The organism is Vogesella sp., from assembly GCF_046297735.1.
In the GTDB taxonomy this organism is placed as follows: Bacteria; Pseudomonadota; Gammaproteobacteria; order Burkholderiales; family Chromobacteriaceae; genus Vogesella; species Vogesella urethralis.
On the sequence record NZ_JBKBHK010000007.1, the window covers coordinates 38,441 to 57,342 of the forward strand.

General features: G+C 59.8%; 21 protein-coding genes. 10 read left to right on the forward strand and 11 right to left on the reverse strand.

Annotation, left to right across the window (positions count from 1 at the left end; all coding sequences use genetic code 11):
* Positions 1–149 precede the first annotated feature (149 nt).
* The 8 genes from gap to ACK4FZ_RS10275 all read left to right on the forward strand — a co-directional run bounded on the left by gap (position 150) and on the right by ACK4FZ_RS10275 (position 7,396).
* Complete coding sequence (gene gap / locus ACK4FZ_RS10240; protein ID WP_409820501.1) at positions 150–1,163, forward strand: type I glyceraldehyde-3-phosphate dehydrogenase; 1,014 nt, start codon at positions 150–152, stop codon at positions 1,161–1,163.
* 228 nt (positions 1,164–1,391) lie between these two features.
* A complete protein-coding gene (locus ACK4FZ_RS10245; protein ID WP_409820503.1) occupies positions 1,392–2,564 on the forward strand; it encodes a phosphoglycerate kinase in 1,173 nt (390 codons plus the stop codon).
* Between the two features lie 131 nt (positions 2,565–2,695).
* On the forward strand, positions 2,696–3,577 hold the full coding sequence (locus ACK4FZ_RS10250; RefSeq protein WP_409820505.1) for a hypothetical protein: 882 nt from the start codon (positions 2,696–2,698) through the stop codon (positions 3,575–3,577).
* A gap of 233 nt (positions 3,578–3,810) precedes the next feature.
* Positions 3,811–4,416 carry a hypothetical protein gene (locus tag ACK4FZ_RS10255; protein ID WP_409820508.1) on the forward strand — a complete coding sequence of 202 codons (606 nt, stop codon included), beginning with the start codon at positions 3,811–3,813 and terminating at the stop codon, positions 4,414–4,416.
* A gap of 101 nt (positions 4,417–4,517) precedes the next feature.
* Positions 4,518–5,150: a LysE family translocator gene (locus ACK4FZ_RS10260; RefSeq protein ID WP_409820510.1), complete on the forward strand. Its 633-nt coding sequence runs from the start codon at positions 4,518–4,520 to the stop codon at positions 5,148–5,150.
* Between the two features lie 77 nt (positions 5,151–5,227).
* On the forward strand, positions 5,228–6,292 hold the full coding sequence (gene fba, locus ACK4FZ_RS10265; protein WP_409820513.1) for a class II fructose-bisphosphate aldolase: 1,065 nt from the start codon (positions 5,228–5,230) through the stop codon (positions 6,290–6,292).
* An 87-nt stretch (positions 6,293–6,379) separates the two neighbouring features.
* Positions 6,380–6,529: a hypothetical protein gene (locus tag ACK4FZ_RS10270; protein ID WP_409820516.1), complete on the forward strand. Its 150-nt coding sequence runs from the start codon at positions 6,380–6,382 to the stop codon at positions 6,527–6,529.
* Positions 6,530–6,601: 72 nt separating this feature from the next.
* Positions 6,602–7,396, forward strand: coding sequence for a TIGR00266 family protein (locus ACK4FZ_RS10275; RefSeq protein ID WP_409820518.1), 795 nt, complete (start codon positions 6,602–6,604; stop codon positions 7,394–7,396).
* A gap of 90 nt (positions 7,397–7,486) precedes the next feature.
* Here the strand turns inward: ACK4FZ_RS10275 and aroG are convergent, their stop codons facing one another.
* The 6 genes from aroG to ACK4FZ_RS10305 form a co-directional block, all read right to left on the reverse strand.
* Positions 7,487–8,560 (reverse strand): 3-deoxy-7-phosphoheptulonate synthase AroG, encoded by a 1,074-nt coding sequence (gene aroG, locus ACK4FZ_RS10280; protein ID WP_409820521.1) that lies wholly within the window; start codon positions 8,558–8,560, stop codon positions 7,487–7,489.
* A 133-nt stretch (positions 8,561–8,693) separates the two neighbouring features.
* The gene (dksA, locus tag ACK4FZ_RS10285) at positions 8,694–9,104 is read right to left on the reverse strand and encodes an RNA polymerase-binding protein DksA (protein ID WP_409820524.1); all 411 of its coding nucleotides are present in this window, start codon (positions 9,102–9,104) and stop codon (positions 8,694–8,696) included.
* A gap of 213 nt (positions 9,105–9,317) precedes the next feature.
* Entirely contained in the window at positions 9,318–9,623 is a 306-nt protein-coding gene (locus ACK4FZ_RS10290; RefSeq protein ID WP_409820841.1) for a c-type cytochrome, read from the reverse strand.
* Positions 9,624–9,691: 68 nt separating this feature from the next.
* Positions 9,692–10,273, reverse strand: coding sequence for a YggT family protein (locus ACK4FZ_RS10295; protein ID WP_409820527.1), 582 nt, complete (start codon positions 10,271–10,273; stop codon positions 9,692–9,694).
* A gap of 1 nt (position 10,274) precedes the next feature.
* Complete coding sequence (gene proC, locus ACK4FZ_RS10300; protein WP_409820530.1) at positions 10,275–11,075, reverse strand: pyrroline-5-carboxylate reductase; 801 nt, start codon at positions 11,073–11,075, stop codon at positions 10,275–10,277.
* A gap of 51 nt (positions 11,076–11,126) precedes the next feature.
* Positions 11,127–11,819 (reverse strand): YggS family pyridoxal phosphate-dependent enzyme, encoded by a 693-nt coding sequence (locus ACK4FZ_RS10305; RefSeq protein ID WP_409820533.1) that lies wholly within the window; start codon positions 11,817–11,819, stop codon positions 11,127–11,129.
* Positions 11,820–11,937: 118 nt separating this feature from the next.
* Here ACK4FZ_RS10305 and ACK4FZ_RS10310 point away from each other — a divergent pair, with 118 nt between their 5' ends.
* Together ACK4FZ_RS10310 and ACK4FZ_RS10315 are read left to right on the forward strand one after the other, a co-directional pair.
* The gene (locus ACK4FZ_RS10310; protein WP_409820537.1) at positions 11,938–12,975 is read left to right on the forward strand and encodes a type IV pilus twitching motility protein PilT; all 1,038 of its coding nucleotides are present in this window, start codon (positions 11,938–11,940) and stop codon (positions 12,973–12,975) included.
* Between the two features lie 12 nt (positions 12,976–12,987).
* Positions 12,988–14,124 (forward strand): PilT/PilU family type 4a pilus ATPase, encoded by a 1,137-nt coding sequence (locus tag ACK4FZ_RS10315; protein ID WP_409820540.1) that lies wholly within the window; start codon positions 12,988–12,990, stop codon positions 14,122–14,124.
* A gap of 74 nt (positions 14,125–14,198) precedes the next feature.
* Here ACK4FZ_RS10315 and ACK4FZ_RS10320 read toward each other — a convergent pair whose 3' ends face one another.
* From ACK4FZ_RS10320 to ACK4FZ_RS10340, 5 genes are all read right to left on the reverse strand, one after another.
* Positions 14,199–15,410: an EAL and HDOD domain-containing protein gene (locus tag ACK4FZ_RS10320; protein ID WP_409820542.1), complete on the reverse strand. Its 1,212-nt coding sequence runs from the start codon at positions 15,408–15,410 to the stop codon at positions 14,199–14,201.
* Positions 15,411–15,738: 328 nt separating this feature from the next.
* The gene (locus ACK4FZ_RS10325; protein ID WP_409820843.1) at positions 15,739–16,473 is read right to left on the reverse strand and encodes an amino acid ABC transporter ATP-binding protein; all 735 of its coding nucleotides are present in this window, start codon (positions 16,471–16,473) and stop codon (positions 15,739–15,741) included.
* A 2-nt stretch (positions 16,474–16,475) separates the two neighbouring features.
* Complete coding sequence (locus ACK4FZ_RS10330; protein ID WP_409820544.1) at positions 16,476–17,141, reverse strand: ABC transporter permease subunit; 666 nt, start codon at positions 17,139–17,141, stop codon at positions 16,476–16,478.
* The gene (locus tag ACK4FZ_RS10335; RefSeq protein ID WP_409820546.1) at positions 17,141–17,884 is read right to left on the reverse strand and encodes an amino acid ABC transporter permease; all 744 of its coding nucleotides are present in this window, start codon (positions 17,882–17,884) and stop codon (positions 17,141–17,143) included. Before ACK4FZ_RS10335 ends, ACK4FZ_RS10330 begins: the two co-directional genes overlap by 1 nt.
* Positions 17,885–18,008: 124 nt before the next feature.
* Complete coding sequence (locus tag ACK4FZ_RS10340) at positions 18,009–18,902, reverse strand: glutamate/aspartate ABC transporter substrate-binding protein (RefSeq protein WP_409820548.1); 894 nt, start codon at positions 18,900–18,902, stop codon at positions 18,009–18,011.

Below are 18,902 nucleotides of genomic sequence, written 5' to 3' on the forward strand. Positions count from 1 at the left end.
CCAAGCGACCGCGCGCCCCAACACCCAGAACAGTACAAAAGTACGGCAGGGTGCCAAGCCGGGTCGGGTTCCACAGCCCGACCATGCCAGCGTTGGCCGCAGCAGGGCCTGCACCGGTTCACGGGCTTTTATTTCTGGGAGAGAAAACCATGTCCATCCGCATCGCAATCAACGGTTACGGCCGTATCGGCCGTCAGGCTTTGCGTTCCATCTACGAATACAACCTGCGTGGCGATTTCGAGATCGTTGCCGTCAACGCCTCCGGCGACCTGGCCACCAACGCGCACCTGACCAAGTTCGATACCGTGCACGGCCGTTTTGCTGCCGATGTCAGCCACGATGAAGAAGCCCTGATCGTTAACGGCGACCGCATCCCGTTCTTCAGCACCCGCAACCCGGCCGAACTGCCGTGGGCGGCGCTGAACGTAGACCTGGTACTGGAATGCACCGGCTCGTTCACCACCAAGGAAAAGTGCCAGCTGCACCTGAACGCCGGCGCCAAGAAAGTGCTGATTTCCGCTCCGGGCGGTGACGACGTAGACGCCACCATCGTGTACGGCGTGAACCACGACATCCTGACTGCCGACATGACCGTCGTATCCAACGCGTCCTGCACCACCAACTGTCTGGCCCCGGTAGCCAAGGCCCTGCACGACGCCATCGGCATCAAGAAAGGCCTGATGACCACCATCCACGCCTTCACCAACGACCAGGTGCTGACCGACGTGCGTCACAAAGACCTGCGCCGCGCCCGCTCCGCCACCGACAACATGATCCCCACCAAGACCGGCGCTGCCAAAGCGGTGGGCCTGGTGCTGCCGGAACTGAAAGGCAAGCTGGACGGCTTTGCGGTACGCGTGCCGACCATCAACGTTTCGCTGGTGGACCTCACCTTCACCGCTAGCCGCGACACCACCAAGGACGAAGTCAACGAGATCGTCAAAAAGGCGTCCGAAGGCAGCATGAAGGGCACCCTGGGTTACAACACCCTGCCGCTGGTTTCCAGCGACTTCAACCACACCACCGAAGGCTCCTTCTTCGACGCCACCCTCACCAAGGTCACCGGCGGCAATATGGTGAAAGTGCTGGCCTGGTACGACAACGAGTGGGGCTTCTGCCAGCAGATGCTGAAAACCGCTCGCGCGATGTTCGCCGCCAAGTAAGCAAGCCCCGCGGCCCACCAGCAAGGTTGGCCGCACGCTGCTTGCCGGGCAGCGCCACTGGCCACCGCAGCACAGGCGAGTGGCATAATGGCGGCAATGCCCACGGCGTGCAGGCCCGCTCCACCGGGCCTGGCAACACAACACAGCCTGGCGCCACACGGCGACCGGGCGGCCCTGCACACAAGCAAGCAGCCTGTTTCATTACTTGTTTTCCAAAAGGCCACAACCATGCAATTCAAGAAACTGACCGACCTCGCGCTGTCCGGTAAACGCGTGCTGATCCGCGTGGACATGAACGTGCCGGTAAAAAATGGCGTCATCGGTGACGACACCCGCATCCGCGCCAGCCTGCCGTCCATCCTGCACTGCCTGGAAGCCGGTGCCAGCGTGATCCTGATGACCCATCTGGGCCGCCCCACCGAAGGCGAGCCGAAGCCGGAAGACAGCCTGGCGCCGGTAGCTGCCCGCCTGTCCGAACTGCTGGGCAAAACCGTGACCGTCACCGACACTTGGCAAGCCGGCCTCAGCCTGGCCGCAGGTGATGTGGTGATGCTGGAAAACGTACGCCTGAACAAGGGCGAGAAAAAGAACAACGCCGAGCTGGGCCAGGCTTACGCCAGCCTGTGCGACGTGTTCGTCAACGACGCGTTCGGTACCGCCCACCGCGCCGAAGCCTCTACCCACGCCGTGGCACAATACGCGCCGGTAGCCTGCGCCGGCATCCTGCTGGCTGCCGAGCTGGACGCGCTGGGCAAAGCGCTGCTGGCCCCGGCCCGCCCGCTGGTGGCCATCGTGGCCGGCTCCAAGGTCTCCACCAAGCTCACTATTCTGGAAAGCCTGGCCGACAAGGTAGACCAGCTGATCGTGGGCGGCGGCATCGCCAACACCTTCCTGCTGGCGGAAGGCCACGCCATCGGCAAATCGCTGGCCGAAGCCGACCTGGTAGACGACGCCAAACGCGTGATCGCCAAAATCCGCGCCCGTGGCGGCGACGTGCCGCTGCCGAGCGACGTGGTATGCGCTACCGAATTTGCCGAAAGCGCCACCGCTACCCTGAAAGCGGTCGCTGACGTCGGTGCCGACGACATGATCCTGGACATCGGCCCGGACTCCGCCCAGGCACTGGCCGCCATCGTGGCCAAGGCCGGCACCGTGGTGTGGAACGGCCCGGTAGGCGTGTTCGAGTTTGCCCAGTTTGCCGAAGGCACCCGCGTATTGGGCCAAGCCATCGCTGACGCCGAAGGCTTTTCCATCGCCGGCGGCGGCGACACCCTGGCCGCCATCGCCAAGTACGAGCTGACCGACAAGATCAGCTACATCTCCACCGGCGGCGGCGCGTTCCTGGAATTCCTGGAAGGCAAAACCCTGCCGGCGGTCGCCATCCTGGGCGAACGCGCCTGATAGCGTAGCGCAAGCTAAATGCACAACGGGACAGCCAAGCTGTCCCGTTTTTTATTGCCAAAAAATGCCTATGTAGTTTACAAGCCCTATCGAAAAAAATGTCGATAGAATGGCAATAATTAGGCTATTGCTTGAACCCGATCATCAGGCGCATTCATATCGCATCCAGAAATTCTTTGGAGTGCGACATGCGATTTTTATGGCTATGCATTTTACTGATCGCCGGCCTGGCACAGGGAGAAACGATTCCTTCCATAGAAAAACCCGGCAGAGCCATCTCAGACTGGTACATCATCAATGGCACATCATTCCCTGGAGCAGACAACCAGCCAGAGGCCTGTGCACAATACCGGGATAATTCTGGTTATGGTGCTGCATGGGATGCTAGCCAAGGACGCTGTATCAATGCCTTTATGAATACTATTTGGTTGCAGCCTGCAGTGAAGTGTCAGAATGGCACAATCGCAGTACCCGTCGTCAGCATCTTTTGCCCTGCCGATTATACCTGCCCCGACACCTCCTGGACGCTGTCACCGGATAAGCGCAGTTGCAGTCGTACCTGCCCGGTTGCACCACTCACCCCGATAACTGACCCCATCGCACAGCAGTTTGAAAGAGGTGAAAATCCTGTCATCGAAGAAAAACTCACGGATAGTATGAAGACCAAACTGGCCTGCCTACGCAAAGAGGTTGCCGCCGCAAAAGGGATATTGACAGTAAATTCGGCATGGCGACCACCAGCCTATCAAGATCATTTCTATGAAATAAAAACCAAGTTCAAAGCATTAAGAAAAAACACGAATCCGGGATGTAGTGCCATAAAAAAGGCTGTCTTAGCTGAATATACACATCATGGGTTAAATGGCTTAGTTGGAAAAACTTCCAAACACAGTATAGGTGAAGCATTTGATGCCAATTGGTCATCTACCATTGCGATAGATCAACTGGCAGGGAAATGCAATCTATTCAGACCGTGGCCAACAACTGACCGCATGCACTTCATTGCAAAATAAATTATCAAGGATAAATAAGCATGAAAATCATAGGGATTCTATTGTTTTTCTTGGTGCAACTAGCAGTAGCTGGTTCGCTATTTGAAGTGAGTGAACAGGCCAAACACAGCATGGCAAGTGGAAAGCTATACGCACAGTATCAGTACACTGTGAAAAATATCAATGCAGAAGATATCTGCAGTTTCAGTCTTAATGATGACGCGGACGAATCCACTCTACTTAAACCGGTTCTGGTGACTGCACCACCTCCATGGCCTGAGGAGTGGCTGTCGCTCTCAGGCAGCAGTAGCAACCAGTGGGTTTTCGAAGCAGAGGGCCTGGAAGATACGCCGTACTACGGCGTTAGCTGGTACGCCAGCATGGAAAAAGACGTTCGTGATTGTTTGCGCCCCGGCCAGCAAGCCACCTTCAGCTTTACCGCTCCGCAAGCCAAACCGTACTTCAGTCGCGGCTACGCTTGGGTCAACGGCAACAAGGTAGCCGTCAATGTCGTAGACAAGACACCACCCAGCTTGCACATCTACCTGTCAGACAACGACCCGCAGCTGCGTTGGCGTGACCGTGCCACATTGCGCGTGCGCGTGGAAGTAAAAGACAACCTCGACCCCAACCCACAGGTTCAGCTGGAGCGCATCACCATGACCCGCCGCGTGTTGCCAGGCCAGGTAGTACAGGCCAGCCCGACACCGGTACGTGACGGCGACGTCATCACCCTGCAGCGCACCCCCCTAGCCGAATACGAGCTCACCTTCTCGGCCATGGACGCCAGCAACAACCGGGCGAGTTTTGTGCGCAAGGTGCAGATAAAACTGCTGGGACAAGGTGTGCTGATTATGTAAGTCCATGAATCCAGACCGAACAGCCGCCTGCAGGCTACTGCAGGCGGCTGTTATTTATTCAGGGTGGCCAGTACAATAGCGTGACTTGGAGGAGCCCCCACATGGCAATGCAAACTTGGCTGTTGTTCGTGGTAACGGTGTTTTTCGTGTCCGCTACGCCGGGCCCCAATATGCTGCTGGCGATGAGCCACGGCATCCGCTTTGGCCTGGCGGGGGCGCTACCCACGCTGGCCGGGCTGCTGGTGGCGCTGGCGCTGATCATGGCCGGCTCCGTCGCCGGGCTGGGCGCCGTACTGGCCACCTCCGAGCTGCTGTTCTCCATCGTCAAGTATGCCGGTGCGGCGTACCTGGTGTGGCTGGGCTACCAGGCCTGGCGCGCGCCGGTGGCAGAGCAGGGCAGTAACGACGACGCCGTGGTGGCTGGAGAGAGCAGCCGCGGCCAGCGTTTTCGTACCGGCTTTCTGGTGGCGATGAGTAACCCGAAGGCTTTTGTGTTTTTTACCGCGTTGTTTCCGCAGTTCATGCGCGCCGACGTACCGCAGTTGCCGCAACTGGTGGCGCTGTCTGCCACTTTCTTCGTGATCGAAGTGAGCTGGCAGCTGGTTTACGCCTTCGGCGGGGCGCGCCTGAAACACTGGCTGACCAGCCCGCGTCGGCTGCGCCTGATGAACCGCTTTGCCGGCGGTTCGTTCATGGCGGCAGGGGCGGCATTAAGCACGGTCAGCCGCGCGTAACCCCCCGGCCTGGCCGGGGCACGATTTTTTATGGCCTGCCACAAGCAGGCCATCCCACAATACTGGAGATATCAACCATGGCACTCGTTTCGATGCGTCAACTGCTGGACCACGCAGCAGAATTCAGCTACGGCCTACCGGCCTTCAACGTGAACAACCTGGAGCAGATGCGCGCCATCATGGAAGCCGCTGACAAGGTTGACGCCCCGGTGATCGTGCAAGCATCGGCCGGTGCCCGCAAATACGCTGGCGCGCCGTTCCTGCGTCACCTGATCCTGGCGGCGGTAGAAGAGTTTCCGCATATCCCGGTGGTAATGCACCAAGACCACGGCACCAGCCCGGATGTGTGCCAGCGCTCCATCCAGCTGGGCTTCAGCTCGGTGATGATGGACGGCTCGCTGAAATCCGACGGCAAGACACCGGCCGACTACGCCTACAACGTGGACGTCACCCGCACCGTGGTGAACTTTGCCCACGCCTGCGGCGTATCGGTAGAAGGCGAAATCGGCTGCCTGGGTAGCCTGGAAACCGGCATGGCCGGCGAAGAGGACGGCGTGGGCGCCGAAGGCGTGCTGGACCACAGCCAGCTGCTGACCGACCCGGAAGAAGCCGCCCAGTTCGTGAAAGACACCGGCGTGGACGCGCTGGCCATCGCCATCGGCACCAGCCACGGCGCGTACAAGTTCACCAAGAAGCCCACTGGTGACGTGCTGCGCATCGACCGCATCAAGGAAATCCACGCTCGTATCCCCAACACCCACCTGGTGATGCACGGTTCGTCCAGCGTGCCGCAAGAGTGGCTGGCCATCATCAACGAATTCGGCGGCGACCTGGGTGAAACCTACGGTGTGCCGGTGGAAGAGATTGTGGAAGGCATCAAACACGGCGTACGCAAGGTGAACATCGACACCGACCTGCGTCTGGCCTCTACCGGTGCCATCCGCCGCTTCATGGCACAGCACCCGAAAGAGTTTGACCCGCGCAAATACTTGGCCGCCAGCACCGTGGCCATGCGCGACATCGTGATTGCGCGCTACGAAGCCTTCGGCGCTGCCGGCATGGCCAGCAAGATCAAGCCGATCAGCTTGGACAAGATGGCCAACCTGTATCTGCAAGGCCAGCTGGCCCAGATCGTGAAGTAAACCTGCACGGCAGCCGCTAGCGGATGCCTACTGCACCGGGCTGCCTGCGGGCGGCCTTTTTCGTATCCGACACCACAAGGAGCAACCATGGCTCTGAGCGACCTGTTCAGCCCGCTGGAGTGGGTTTTCGTCATCATCCTGGGGCTGGTACCGCTGGCCGGCATCGTGCTGCATCTATGGATCATGCTGCTGCGCCCCGCCAAGGAGGAAACCGAACAGACCGACCGCCAGTCCTAAGCAGTATCGCCTTTGCCGGCTGCCAAACAAGCAGTTAGCATGGGCCATCCCTTCAAGCCAAGGAGTAGCGCGATGAGCATGGATGTAATCGATTACGAAGTGTTTGGCGACGACATGCAGTACGTCGAGGTGGAGCTGGACCCGGGTGAAGCCGCCGTAGGCGAGGCAGGTGCGCTGTACTACATGGAAGACGGTATCAGCATGGATACCGTGTTCGGTGACGGCTCTGCCAGCGAAAGCGGCTTGTTCGGCAAACTGCTGGGCGCCGGCAAACGGCTGGTGACCGGTGAATCGCTGTTTACTACCGTGTACCAGAACCAGGGCAATAGCAAACGCAAGGTAGCCTTTGCGGCCAGCTACCCCGGCAAGATCGTGCCGGTGCACCTGAAGGAGCTGGGCGGCGTGCTGCACGCGCAAAAAGACAGCTTTCTCGCCGGCGCCAAGGGCGTGAGCCTGGGGCTGGCGTTGCAGAAGAAGATCGGCACCGGCCTGTTTGGCGGCGAAGGCTTCATCATGCAAAAGCTGGAAGGCGACGGCTATGTCTTCCTGCACGCCGGTGGTACGCTGACCTGCCGCCAGTTGCACCCGGGCGAAGTGCTGCGCGTCGATACCGGCTGCGTGGTGGCGTTCCAACCGAGCGTGGATTTTGATATCGAATACGTCGGCAAGCTCAAGAGCGCGCTATTTGGCGGCGAGGGCGTGTTCTTTGCCCGCCTGACCGGGCCAGGCAAGGTATGGCTGCAGTCGCTACCGCTGTCGCGGCTGGCAGACCGCATCACAGCCGCCAGTCCGCGCACAGGTGGTAGCAGCAGCGAGCAGGGATCATTGCTGGGGGGTATCGGCAATATCCTGGATGGCAAACGCTAAAGCCTTGCAATCGCCCTGCGGCCTGCGTTGGCCGCAGGCAAACAAAAACCCCCGCTATCCGGCGGGGGTTTTGCATGCAGTCGGGCCAGCTTACTTGCCAGCACTGCCTTGCTTCAGACGACGGGCGCTCACCGCATCGGCCAGCGTGGCCAGCAGCTTCTCGGTATCGTCCCAGCCGATGCAGGCGTCGGTAATGCTCTGGCCGTAGGTCAGCTCGCAGCCCGGTTTCAGGTCCTGACGGCCTTCCACCAGGTGGCTTTCCACCATCACGCCAAAAATGTGGGTGTCGCCGGCGGCCAGTTGCTGCGCCACATCCTCACACACTTCCATCTGGCGACGGTAATCCTTGCGGCTATTGGCGTGGCTGAAATCCACCATCAGCTTTTGCGCCAGGCCAACGGCGGCCAGCTCGGCGGCAGCGGCCTGTACGAAACGGGCTTCGTAGTTGGGTTCCTTGCCACCACGCAGGATCACGTGGCAGTCCGGGTTACCACCGGTTTCCACGATGGCGGAATGGCCGGTTTTGGTCACCGACAGGAAATGGTGCGACACGCTGGCCGAACGGATGGCATCAACCGCGATCTTCAGGTTGCCGTCGGTACCGTTCTTGAAGCCCACCGGGCAGGACAGGCCGGACGCCAGCTCGCGGTGCACCTGCGATTCGGTAGTACGCGCGCCGATGGCACCCCAGCTGATCAGGTCGGCCAGGTATTGCGGCGTGATCATGTCCAGGAATTCGGTGGCAGCCGGCATGCCCATGCTGTTCAGGTTCAGCAGCAGGCGACGGCCCAAACGCAGACCAGTGTTGATGTCGAAGGTCTCGTTCAGGTGCGGGTCGTTGATCAGACCCTTCCAGCCTACGGTGGTGCGCGGCTTTTCGAAGTACACGCGCATCACTACCAGCAGTTCGCCGGCGTACTTTTCACGCAACGGCAACAGGCGGCGGGCGTATTCTTCGGCGGCAGCAGGGTCGTGAATGGAACAGGGGCCGATTACCACCAGCAGGCGGTCGTCTTCGGCACGCAGCAGGCGGCCGATGTCACGGCGGGTGTGGTAAATGAGTTCGGCGGCCGGTTCATTGATCGGCAGCTCGTACAGGTGGGCGATCGGGGGAAGCAGTTCCTTGATGCCACGGATTCTGACGTCGTCGGTCTGGCGATGCATTGCTTTGTCCTTGGGGCTTTATCTGTTTGTTTGCACAGCAACATTAACCCGAGTCACTGCGCGCTGCCAAGCCTTGCGTGCAAAACAAAAGGCACCCCGCAGGGTGCCTCGTGCTCGCCTTGGTGGCGGGTACTCAGTCAGCGTACTGGCGTTTCATGCGCTCGCGGCGTTCCTGTGCCTCTACCGACAGCGACGCAGTCGGACGCGCCAGCAGGCGTTTCAGGCCGATCGGCTCGCCGGTATCTTCACAGTAACCGTAACTGCCTTCTTCGATCAGACGCAGAGTGGACTGGATCTTTTGCAGCAACTTGCGCTCGCGGTCGCGGGTACGCAGCTCCAGTGCGTACTCTTCTTCCAGCGTAGCGCGGTCGGCAGGATCGGGGGTGGCTTCCTGCTCCTGCAGGTGGCTGGCAGTAGCGTTGGCGTTGCTCAGCAGCTCCTGCTGCATCTGCAACAAGCGCTCCTTGAAGAACTCAAGGTGGTCGGCGTTCATGTAATCGTCGCCGGACCAGTTGATGATGTCTTGTTCAGTCAGCTTGGCCATGGTGATGTGTTCCAACAAGGTAGTGTGGCAGACAGGCGAGAGAGATTACCGACGGCATAAGGAAAGTGCAACAGCCGTACAGGAACAAAGCAGGATTTATGTTTGTATATAGTGCGCATCGACACAGATCACAAGCTGCAACAGCGGAGTTTGCCCGGGATTCGATGTAAAAACAAAAAAGCGGCCCGCAGGCCGCCTGTAGATGCGGATCGCTTACTTCTGCGACAGCACCCACTTTACCAGCGTCTTCAGATCGGCATCGCTGACCTGCGGATTTGGCGGCATCGGCACCGGACCCCACACGCCTGCGCCACCGGCTTTTACCTTGGCGATCAGTTTGGCTTCAGCGCCTTTGTCACCAGCGTACTTCTTGGCAACTTCTTTGTAAGATGGGCCGACCAGCTTCTTGTCTACAGCGTGACAGGCGGTACAGTTGTTTTTCTGTGCCAGCTGCAGATTAGCAAACGCGGGCGTGGCGAGCACACCACAGGCCAGGGCGGCAAACAGCATTTTCTTCATTGCGGGTTTCTCCAGGGAAATGACGCCGCACAAGCGGCGGCCAACAGGATAGTTAAATACTGGCTCTTTCACACCGCCATCTTGAGTTGCATCAAGAACAGCTGTTCCAGCGCCCGCAGCGGCAGCATCTGCAGCACCTGGATGATCAGCAGCACAATCAACGGCGACAGGTCCACGCCGCCCACGTTGGCCGCACGAAACGGCTTCAGGTAGGGGCGGGTGAGCGCATCCAGGATCGGGCTAATGGCGTTGTAGGGGCTCACCCAGCTGAGGATGGCCTGTACGATGATGGCGCCGGACAGCAGGTTCAACGACTGGCGGAACAGCTCCAGCAGCGACAGCAGCACCAGACCCAGCCAGGTCTGCGGGTGGGCAAAGTCGTAGGGCATCACGCTGATGGCTACCGACAACGAGGTCACCAGCAAGGTCACCAAGAAAGCCGCCAGCAGCGACGCGCTATCGTAACCGTGCCAGGCCGGCACCACGCGACGCAGGCGCAGCACGGCAAAGTTGGTGACAGCCATCACGAACTGCGTGAGCGGATGCTTGTGCGGTGCCCTGGCCAATTGCAGGTAAAAGCGCATCAGCAACACCAGCGACAACAGCCCGCCAACGGTTTGCAGCAGAAATTGCAGGGTCTCGAGCAGCATGTCAGTCCTTGGAAAGTTCTACACCCAGTTCCACCGAGCGGTCGCGGCAGTCTTGCATGCCGGCCACAATAGCCGGCTTCACGCCGTCGGCTTCAAAACGGAAGATGGCACGCTCGGTGGTGCCGCCCTTGCTCATCACGTTCTGGCGCAAGGTAGCCACCGGCAGCGGGCTCTGGCGGGCCAGTTCTACGGCGCCGTCAAAGGTTGCCAGCACCAGACGGCGGGCTTCTTCCTCGCCGAAGCCGGCTTTCACCGCACCCTCGATCATGCTCTCGATGAAGTAGAACACGTAGGCCGGGCCACTGCCGGAAACGCTGGTAATGTCGTCGATACCGCTTTCTGCGGCCAACCAGGTGGTGGCCCCCACAGCGGCCATGATGGCGGTAGCGTGCTCGCGGTCGCTTGCCGCCACGTTGGCCGCCGCGTACAGACCGGAGACACCCTTGCCGACCATGGCCGGGGTATTCGGCATCACGCGGATGATACGGTCGCTGCCCAGCCAGCGCGTCATGGCCGCTATGCCGATGCCGGCGGCGATGGAGATTACCAGCGCGCCCCCCAGTACCGGCGCCAGACTCTGACATACCTCGCGCAATACCTGCGGCTTGACCGCCAGCACAATAATGTCGTCAGCCGTGAATGCCGCCGGCAGGGCCGCCAGCGCCGTCACATTGAAGTCGGCGACCAGTTGCTGGCGCTTTTCCGCCCCCGGCTCCACCACCTGGATGTGGTGCTCGTCGCCGGCCAACCCGCCGATGATGGCCGTGGCCATATTGCCGCCACCGATGAAGGTAATGTTCATGCTTCTCTCTTTGTAGATTGTATACAGCACACGCTGCAGAACGATGTTAGCTCAAGCCGGATAGTGGCGGGCACCGAAGATGGCCGTACCCACCCGCACCAGGGTGCTGCCGGCGGCAATGGCCTGCGCCATATCGGCCGACATGCCCATCGACAGGGTATCCAATACCAGCCCCTGCGCCGCCATCTGCTGTTGCAGCTGGCGCAAGACACCAAAGCGGGCGGCCAGCGTGGCCGCGTCCTGCGTCGGCTCGGGAATGCACATCAGGCCGCGCAGCTGCAAGCCGGGCAGGGCCGCCACCGCCTGCAACAGGGCCGGCGCATCGGCCGGGCTGCAACCGCTCTTGCTGTCTTCGCCCGACACATTCACCTGCACGCACACCTGCAACGGCGGCAAATGGGCGGGGCGCTGCGCCGACAGCCGCTCGGCAATCTTCAGCCGGTCGATGGCGTGCACCCAGTGTGCGGTTTCTGCCACGATGCGGGTCTTGTTGGATTGCAGCGGCCCGATGAAGTGCCATTCAATCGCCAGGTCGGCCAGCTCGGCCGCCTTGGCTTGCAGCTCCTGCACGTAGTTTTCACCGAAGGCGCGCTGGCCGGCAGCGTACACCTCGCGCACGACCTCGGCCGGAAAGGTCTTGCTCACCGCCAGAAGCTGGACGGTAGCGGCATCGCGGCCGGCGGCGTGAGCGGCCTCGGCCAGTTGCATCTGTACCCGGTGCAGGGCTAGAGTCAGTTGGGACATGATTTGCGTGTATCCGGCATCGCCACCCTGCGGCCTGACGCCGTGGGCAGCAGCAATGGGTGAGAGTACAATCCGCCCGGCATAGCACACGGACGCGGCACACCACCCGGAGAAATATATGGAAATATCTGACCTTCTGGCCTTTACGGTCAAGAACAAAGCTTCTGACTTACACCTGTCGGCCGGTTTGCCGCCGATGATACGCGTGCACGGCGATATCCGCCGCATCAACCTGCCGCCGCTGGCGCATCATGATGTGCACGACATGGTGTATGACATCATGAACGACTACCAGCGCAAGATCTTCGAAGACACCTTCGAGGCCGACTTCTCGTTCGAGGTGCCGGGTGTGGCACGCTTCCGGGTGAACGTGTTTGTACAGAACCGTGGTATCGGCGCGGTGTTTCGTGTCATTCCGTCGCGCGTGCTGTCGCTGGAAGATCTGGGTGCACCGCGCATCTTCAAGGATATTTCTGACTACCCACGCGGCATCGTGCTGGTGACCGGCCCCACTGGCTCGGGTAAATCCACCACGCTTGCGGCGATGATCGACTACATCAATACCAACCACTACTCGCACATCCTGACCGTAGAAGACCCGATCGAGTTTGTGCACGAAAGCAAGAAATCGCTGGTGAACCAGCGTGAGCTGGGCTCGCAGACGCGCAGCTTTTCGGCGGCACTGCGCAGTGCGCTGCGTGAAGATCCGGACGTGATCCTGGTCGGCGAGATGCGAGACCTGGAAACCATCCGCCTGGCACTGTCGGCGGCAGAAACCGGCCACCTGGTATTCGGCACCCTGCACACCAGCAGCGCGGCCAAGACCATCGACCGTATCGTCGACGTATTCCCCGCCGGCGAAAAGGAAATGGTGCGCTCCATGCTGTCGGAAAGCCTGCGCGCTGTGATTTCGCAAAGCCTGCTGAAGACCAAGGACGAGAACGGCCGTATTGCGGCGCACGAGATCATGATCGGCACCCCGGCCATCCGCAACCTGATCCGCGAAAACAAGATCGCGCAGATCAATTCCATGATCCAGACCGGCCAGCAACACGGCATGCAGACGCTGGACCAGTGCCTGCAAGAGCTGGTGCGCCACGGCCATGTATCGGTGCAGGAGGCGCGCACCAAGGCCAGCAACAAGGACGCATTCTGAGCGGAGTAGGCAATGGAAAAAGACCAGGCATCGAGATTCATCCACGACTTGCTGAAGCACGCCATCAGCAAGAACGCGTCCGATATCTTCATCAGCGCCGACTTTCCGCCGGCGATGAAGATCGACGGCAAGATCACCCCGGTTGCGCCGCAGCCGCTGAGCGCCCAACACACCAAGGAGCTGGTGCGCTCGGTCATGAACGACCGCCAGACCGAAGAGTTCGAAGCCACCCGTGAGGCCAACTTTGCCATCAGCCCGCCCGGCATTGGCCGCTTCCGCGTCAGCGCTTACGTGCAGCAGGGCAGCGCCGGCATGGTACTGCGCAAGATCAATACCGAGATCCCCACCCTGGACGGGCTGGGCCTGCCCGACGTGCTGAAAGATATCGCGCTGATCAAACGCGGCCTGGTGATCTTCGTCGGCGGTACCGGCTCCGGTAAATCCACCTCGCTGGCGGCGCTGGTGGACTGGCGTAACAGCACCACGGCCGACCACATCATCACCATCGAAGACCCGATCGAGTACGTACACAACCACAAGAAGAGCATCATTACCCAGCGCGAGATCGGCGTGGATACCGAAAGCTGGGAGATCGCGCTGAAAAACACGCTGCGCCAGGCACCGGACGTGATCCTGATGGGCGAGATCCGCGACCGCGAGTCGATGATGTACGGCCTGCAGTTCGCCGAAACCGGCCACCTGTGCCTGGCCACACTGCACGCCAACAACGCCAACCAGGCGCTGGACCGCATCCTCAACTTCTTCCCGGAAGAACGCCACCAGCAGGTCTTGATGGACTTGTCGCTGAACATGCGCGCCATCATCTCGCAGCGGCTGGTACCGCTGAAAGGCAGCAAAGGGCGCACTGCGGCGGTGGAAATCCTGCTCAACAGCCCGCTGATCTCCGACATGATCTTCAAGGGTGAGATCAGCGGCATCAAGGAAGTCATGGGTCGCTCCAAAGAGACGGGCATGCAGACCTTCGACCAGGCACTGTTCGAGCTGTTCGAGTCTGGCCGTGTCAGCTACGAAGATGCGCTGCGCAACGCCGACTCCATCAACGACCTGCGCCTGCAGATCAAGCTGTACAGCGAGAAAGCCAAGCAACACAATCCGCTGGACGGGCTGGATCACCTTGATATCGTCTAGACCTCATCCGGGTACCCGTTGCATGCAAAAGCCGGCAATTGCCGGCTTTTGCCTATCCTACTCTGCGGCCAACCCTAGCTCAGGAAATCGTGGCTCCAGGTCTCGCGTACCCAGGCTAGCGCGGCCAACTGCAGCTGGTTGAACCGCTCGGCATCCATATCCGGCAATGGCGAGCTTTGCTCCTGGCACTCCCCCAGCTTGACCTGCGACAGCAGTTCGCCCAGCGTACCGTCATGAGCCAGCAGGGCCTGCTGCACTTGCTGGCTTAGCGCCAGGCCGGCGACCAGCTCGGCCATTGGTGTGGCCAGCAGGCTATCGGCCAGCGACAGCACACCGGTCATGAAGGCTTCGTCGGCATCGATATCGAGATCTTCGGCCAACAGTTCCATCATCCGGCCACGCACCACTGCCATCTCCAGCAATGGGCTGGGCCCTTGTGACGGGCGGCAGTCAGCGGCAAACAAGATAATCAGCGCCCAGCGCTTGAGACGAGACGAGCCCAGAGTAATGATGGCCTCTCGGATAGAACCTACCGGCTTGCGATAGGCTTCGGCGGCATTGACCAGCTTGAGCAGGCCCACCACCATGTCTGGTGCGGCCTTGAACACGGTTTCCAGCTCGGTCACATCGGCGTCTTTCATCACCAACCCTAGCAGGCGCAACAGCAGGGCCCGATGCGGATGGGCGCGGTTATGACTCATCACCGTAGGGCGGGCAAAGAAATAACCCTGAAACAGGCGGACCCCCAGCTTGCGACAGGCCTCGAACTGCTCGAAGGTATCGACCTTTTCAGCCAGCAACTCGCCCTTGAAACCTTGCAGCCTGGCCAGCAATGGCGGCAGCTGTGCCGCGTCGATTTGCTGCAGATCGAACTTCAGATAATCCACCAACGGTAGCAGGGGGGCCATTTCCGGGCTGATGTCGCATACATCGTCCAGCGCCAGCTGGAAGCCACGCGCTTTGAGCTGCATGCAACGCTCGTATACAGACGGGGTCAGGCTGACAGTTTCGAGGATTTCCAGAATGATGATGTCCGGCGGTAGCAAGTCCAACACCGGGCTGAACAGCAGCTTCTCGCTAACATTGATAAAGCCAGGGCAGCCTTCCAGCACCCGCGACAAACCCAAGTCAATAAAGGCGTGTCGAATCACCGATGCCGTCGCATTGACATCGTCCTGGAACAACGCACGGTTTTCCGGGCCCGAGCGAAACAGCAACTCGTAAGCAACACGCTGTTGCTGAGCGTCGACGATGGGCTGCCGCCCGAGATAAATCGTGGAATACATGGCTGGAATTCTGGGATGAACGCAAGGATGGTAGCCCAAGCAGCGGGCGAACAGAACCCCGTGTAAGGACTTTGTTACAGCAAAATCTCGATAAAACAGCAGGTCTTACGGTGGGCGTTGGCATTCAATAAATATGCCACGGCGCCGCGACCAGCCTGCGTCTCGCTAATGCCAATCTGCCATTAACCACAGGCAGAGCAGGCAACGTGGCAGCGAGCACAAAACGCAAAAAGCCCCTTCGACAAGGAAGGGGCGAGCAGGGCAGAACCCACAGTTTCACATGAAACACGATGCTGGCAGCCACAGAATGACCGCCAGCACGGTTGGGTTAGTGCTGCAGGATTTTGGACAGGAACTGACGGGCACGTTCGGAACGGGCCTCGATATTGCCGAAGAACTCTTCCTTGCTGCAGTCTTCCACAATACTGCCGCGGTCCATGAAGATGACACGGTTGGCCACCTTGCGCGCAAAACCCATCTCATGGGTCACGCACATCATGGTCATACCTTCCTGAGCCAGCTCTACCATCACGTCCAGTACTTCGTTCACCATTTCCGGGTCCAGCGCCGAGGTCGGTTCGTCGAACAGCATGGCGATCGGGTCCATCGACAGCGCACGGGCAATGGCCACACGCTGCTGCTGGCCACCGGACAATTGCCCCGGGAATTTATGGGCATGCTCCTTCAGGCCAACGCGGTCCAGATAATGCAGGCCTTTCTGCAGCGCCTCGTCCTTGCTGCGGCCCAGCACGCGCTCCTGCGCGATGGTCAGGTTTTCGGTAATGGACAGGTGCGGGAACAGCTCGAAGTGCTGGAACACCATGCCCACGCGGCTACGCAGTTTGGGCAAGTCGGTCTTGGCGTCGCCAACCGAGGTGCCGTCCACGATGATCTCGCCCTTCTGGAACGGTTCCAGCGCGTTGACGGTTTTGATAAGCGTGGATTTGCCGGAACCGGACGGGCCGCACACCACCACCACTTCGCCTTTTTTCACGTCGGTCGTGCAGTCGGTAAGCACCTGGAAGTCGCCGTACCATTTACTGACGTTCTTGATGGAAATCATGCTCATACTGCCAACCTCTTTTGCAAACGCTTCACCAGGGTGGAAGCGCCAAAACTGATTACAAAGTACACCGCACCGGCAAACACCAGGAACTCGTGCGGCAGACCAACGATATCACCCTTGGAGCGGGCGGTATTGAGGAAGTCCATCAGGCCTACGGCATACACCAGCGAGGTATCCTGGAACAGGATGATGGACTGCTGCAGCAGCAGCGGCATCATCTTGCGGAAAGCCTGTGGCAGGATGATCAGACGCATGGCCTGGCCGTAGTTCATGCCCAGTGCGTAGGCGGCGTTTTCCTGGCCCTTGGAGATGGACTGGATACCGGCACGCACGATCTCGCAATAGTAAGCCGCCTCGAACATCATGAAGGCCACCAGGCAGGAGGTGAATGCCCCCACCGAGACAAAACTGCCGGTAATCCAGTTCAGCAGCATTGGCACCGCCAGGTAGAACCAGGTGACGACCAGCAGCAACGGAATGGAACGGAAGTAGTTGACGTAGGCCTTGGCAAAACCGGACAGCAACGGGTTGCTGGACAGACGCATCAGCGCCAGCACGGTACCTAGCGCCACACCCCCTACTACCGACAACGCCAGCAGTTCCAGCGTCATCAGCATGCCGTCCATCAGGGCCGGCATCGACGGAATAATCTGGCTGAAATCCATTATTTGGCTCCTCCCATCATGCCGGGAATGCGCACTTTCTTCTCCACCCAGCTCATGATGGTCATCAGGCTCATATTGAGCACGAAGTAGATCACGGTGGCCAGGGTAAATGCCTCAAACATGTTGGCGGAAAACTCGGCAGTTTGCTTGGTTTGCGCCAGCAGTTCCATCAAACCGATCAGCGACGCCACCGACGAGTTTTTGAAAATGTTCAGGAATTCACTGGTCAGCGGCGGGATGATGATGCGGAATGCCTGGGGCAGCAGAACGTGACGATACATCTGCGGCAGGCTGAAACCCACTGCCAGCGCAGCAGCACTCTGGCCTTTGGGCAACGCCTGAATACCGGTGCGAACCTGCTCGCAAACACGGGCCGCAGTAAACAGTGCCAGACACACCACCACCGAGATATAGGCAGAAGTCGCCGGGTTCAGCTCTTGCTTAAACCAGATCTGGGTCGCTTCCGGCAGATAGTCCGGCACCATGAAGTACCAGATGAACAGCTGTACCAGCAGCGGTACGTTACGGAACAGTTCGACATACGCGGTGGCAATGCCCGACAGCACCTTGCTTGGTAGCGTACGCATCACACCCAGCACGCTGCCAATAATCAGCGCAAAGATCCACGCCACCAGGGCCACGGCGATGGTCCAGCCCAGGCCGGATACGAACCAGTCGAGATAAATCTCGCTGCCGATGCCGGTGGGCTTGAAGAACACGTTCCAGTCCCAGTTGTAATTCATACACTTCTCCAAAGAAAAAGGGGCGCAAGCCGCGCCCCTTCGCAAGCGGGTGGGGGCGCATTGCCCCCGGCCCGGTTACGTTGGCCGCAACCTGAACAAACCCGCTTGGGTGTTCATGCAGGGATTACATCTGCTCGGCAGACTTGTCGGTCGGCTTGGCGATCAGCTCTTTCAGCTCGTCAGACATCGGGAAATTCAGGTTCAGGCCTTTCGGCGGTACCGGGTTCATGAACCACTTGCTGTAGATCTTGTTGATTTCGCCAGACTTGAAGGTGGCCTTGATAGCGTCGTCTACCACTTTCTTGAAGGCCGGGTCGTCCTTGCGCATCATGCAGCCGTAGATTTCAAACGATTGCGGCTTGCCGGTGACTACCCAGTTGGCCGGGTTCTTGGCCTTGGCCAGTTCACCGTACAGCAGCGCGTCATCCATCATGAAGGCTGCAGCACGACCCGACTCCAGCATCAGGAACGATTCGCCGTGGTCTTTGGCAGAGATGATGTTCATACCCATCTGTTTCTCGGCATTCATCGCACGCAGCAGACGCTCGGAAGTGGTACCGGCAGTGGTCACCACGTTCTTGCCCTTCAGATCCGGGAAGTCTTTGACGCCGGAGGTCTTGGCGGTCATCAGGCGGGTGCCGATTTCAAAGATGCCTACCGAGAACGCTACCTGCTTCTGACGCTCCAGGTTGTTGGTGGTGGAACCACATTCCAGGTCCACGGTACCGTTCTGTACCAGCGGAATGCGGGTTTGCGAGGTCACCAGGTTGTACTTCACCTGCAGGTTCGGCATTTTCAGCTGCTTTTTCACAGCCTCAACCACTTTCAGCTGCAGGTCATGCGAGTAGCCTACCGGGTTCGGGCCGTCAGCCAGGTAGCTGAACGGGATAGAGGCATCGCGGTGGCCCAGCACGATCACGCCGGATTCCTTGATTTTTTCCAGCGTATTGGCCATCGCCGGGGCAGCAAAGGCGGAAGCGATGACAGCAGTGGTCAGCAGACGGGTAGTAAAACGCAT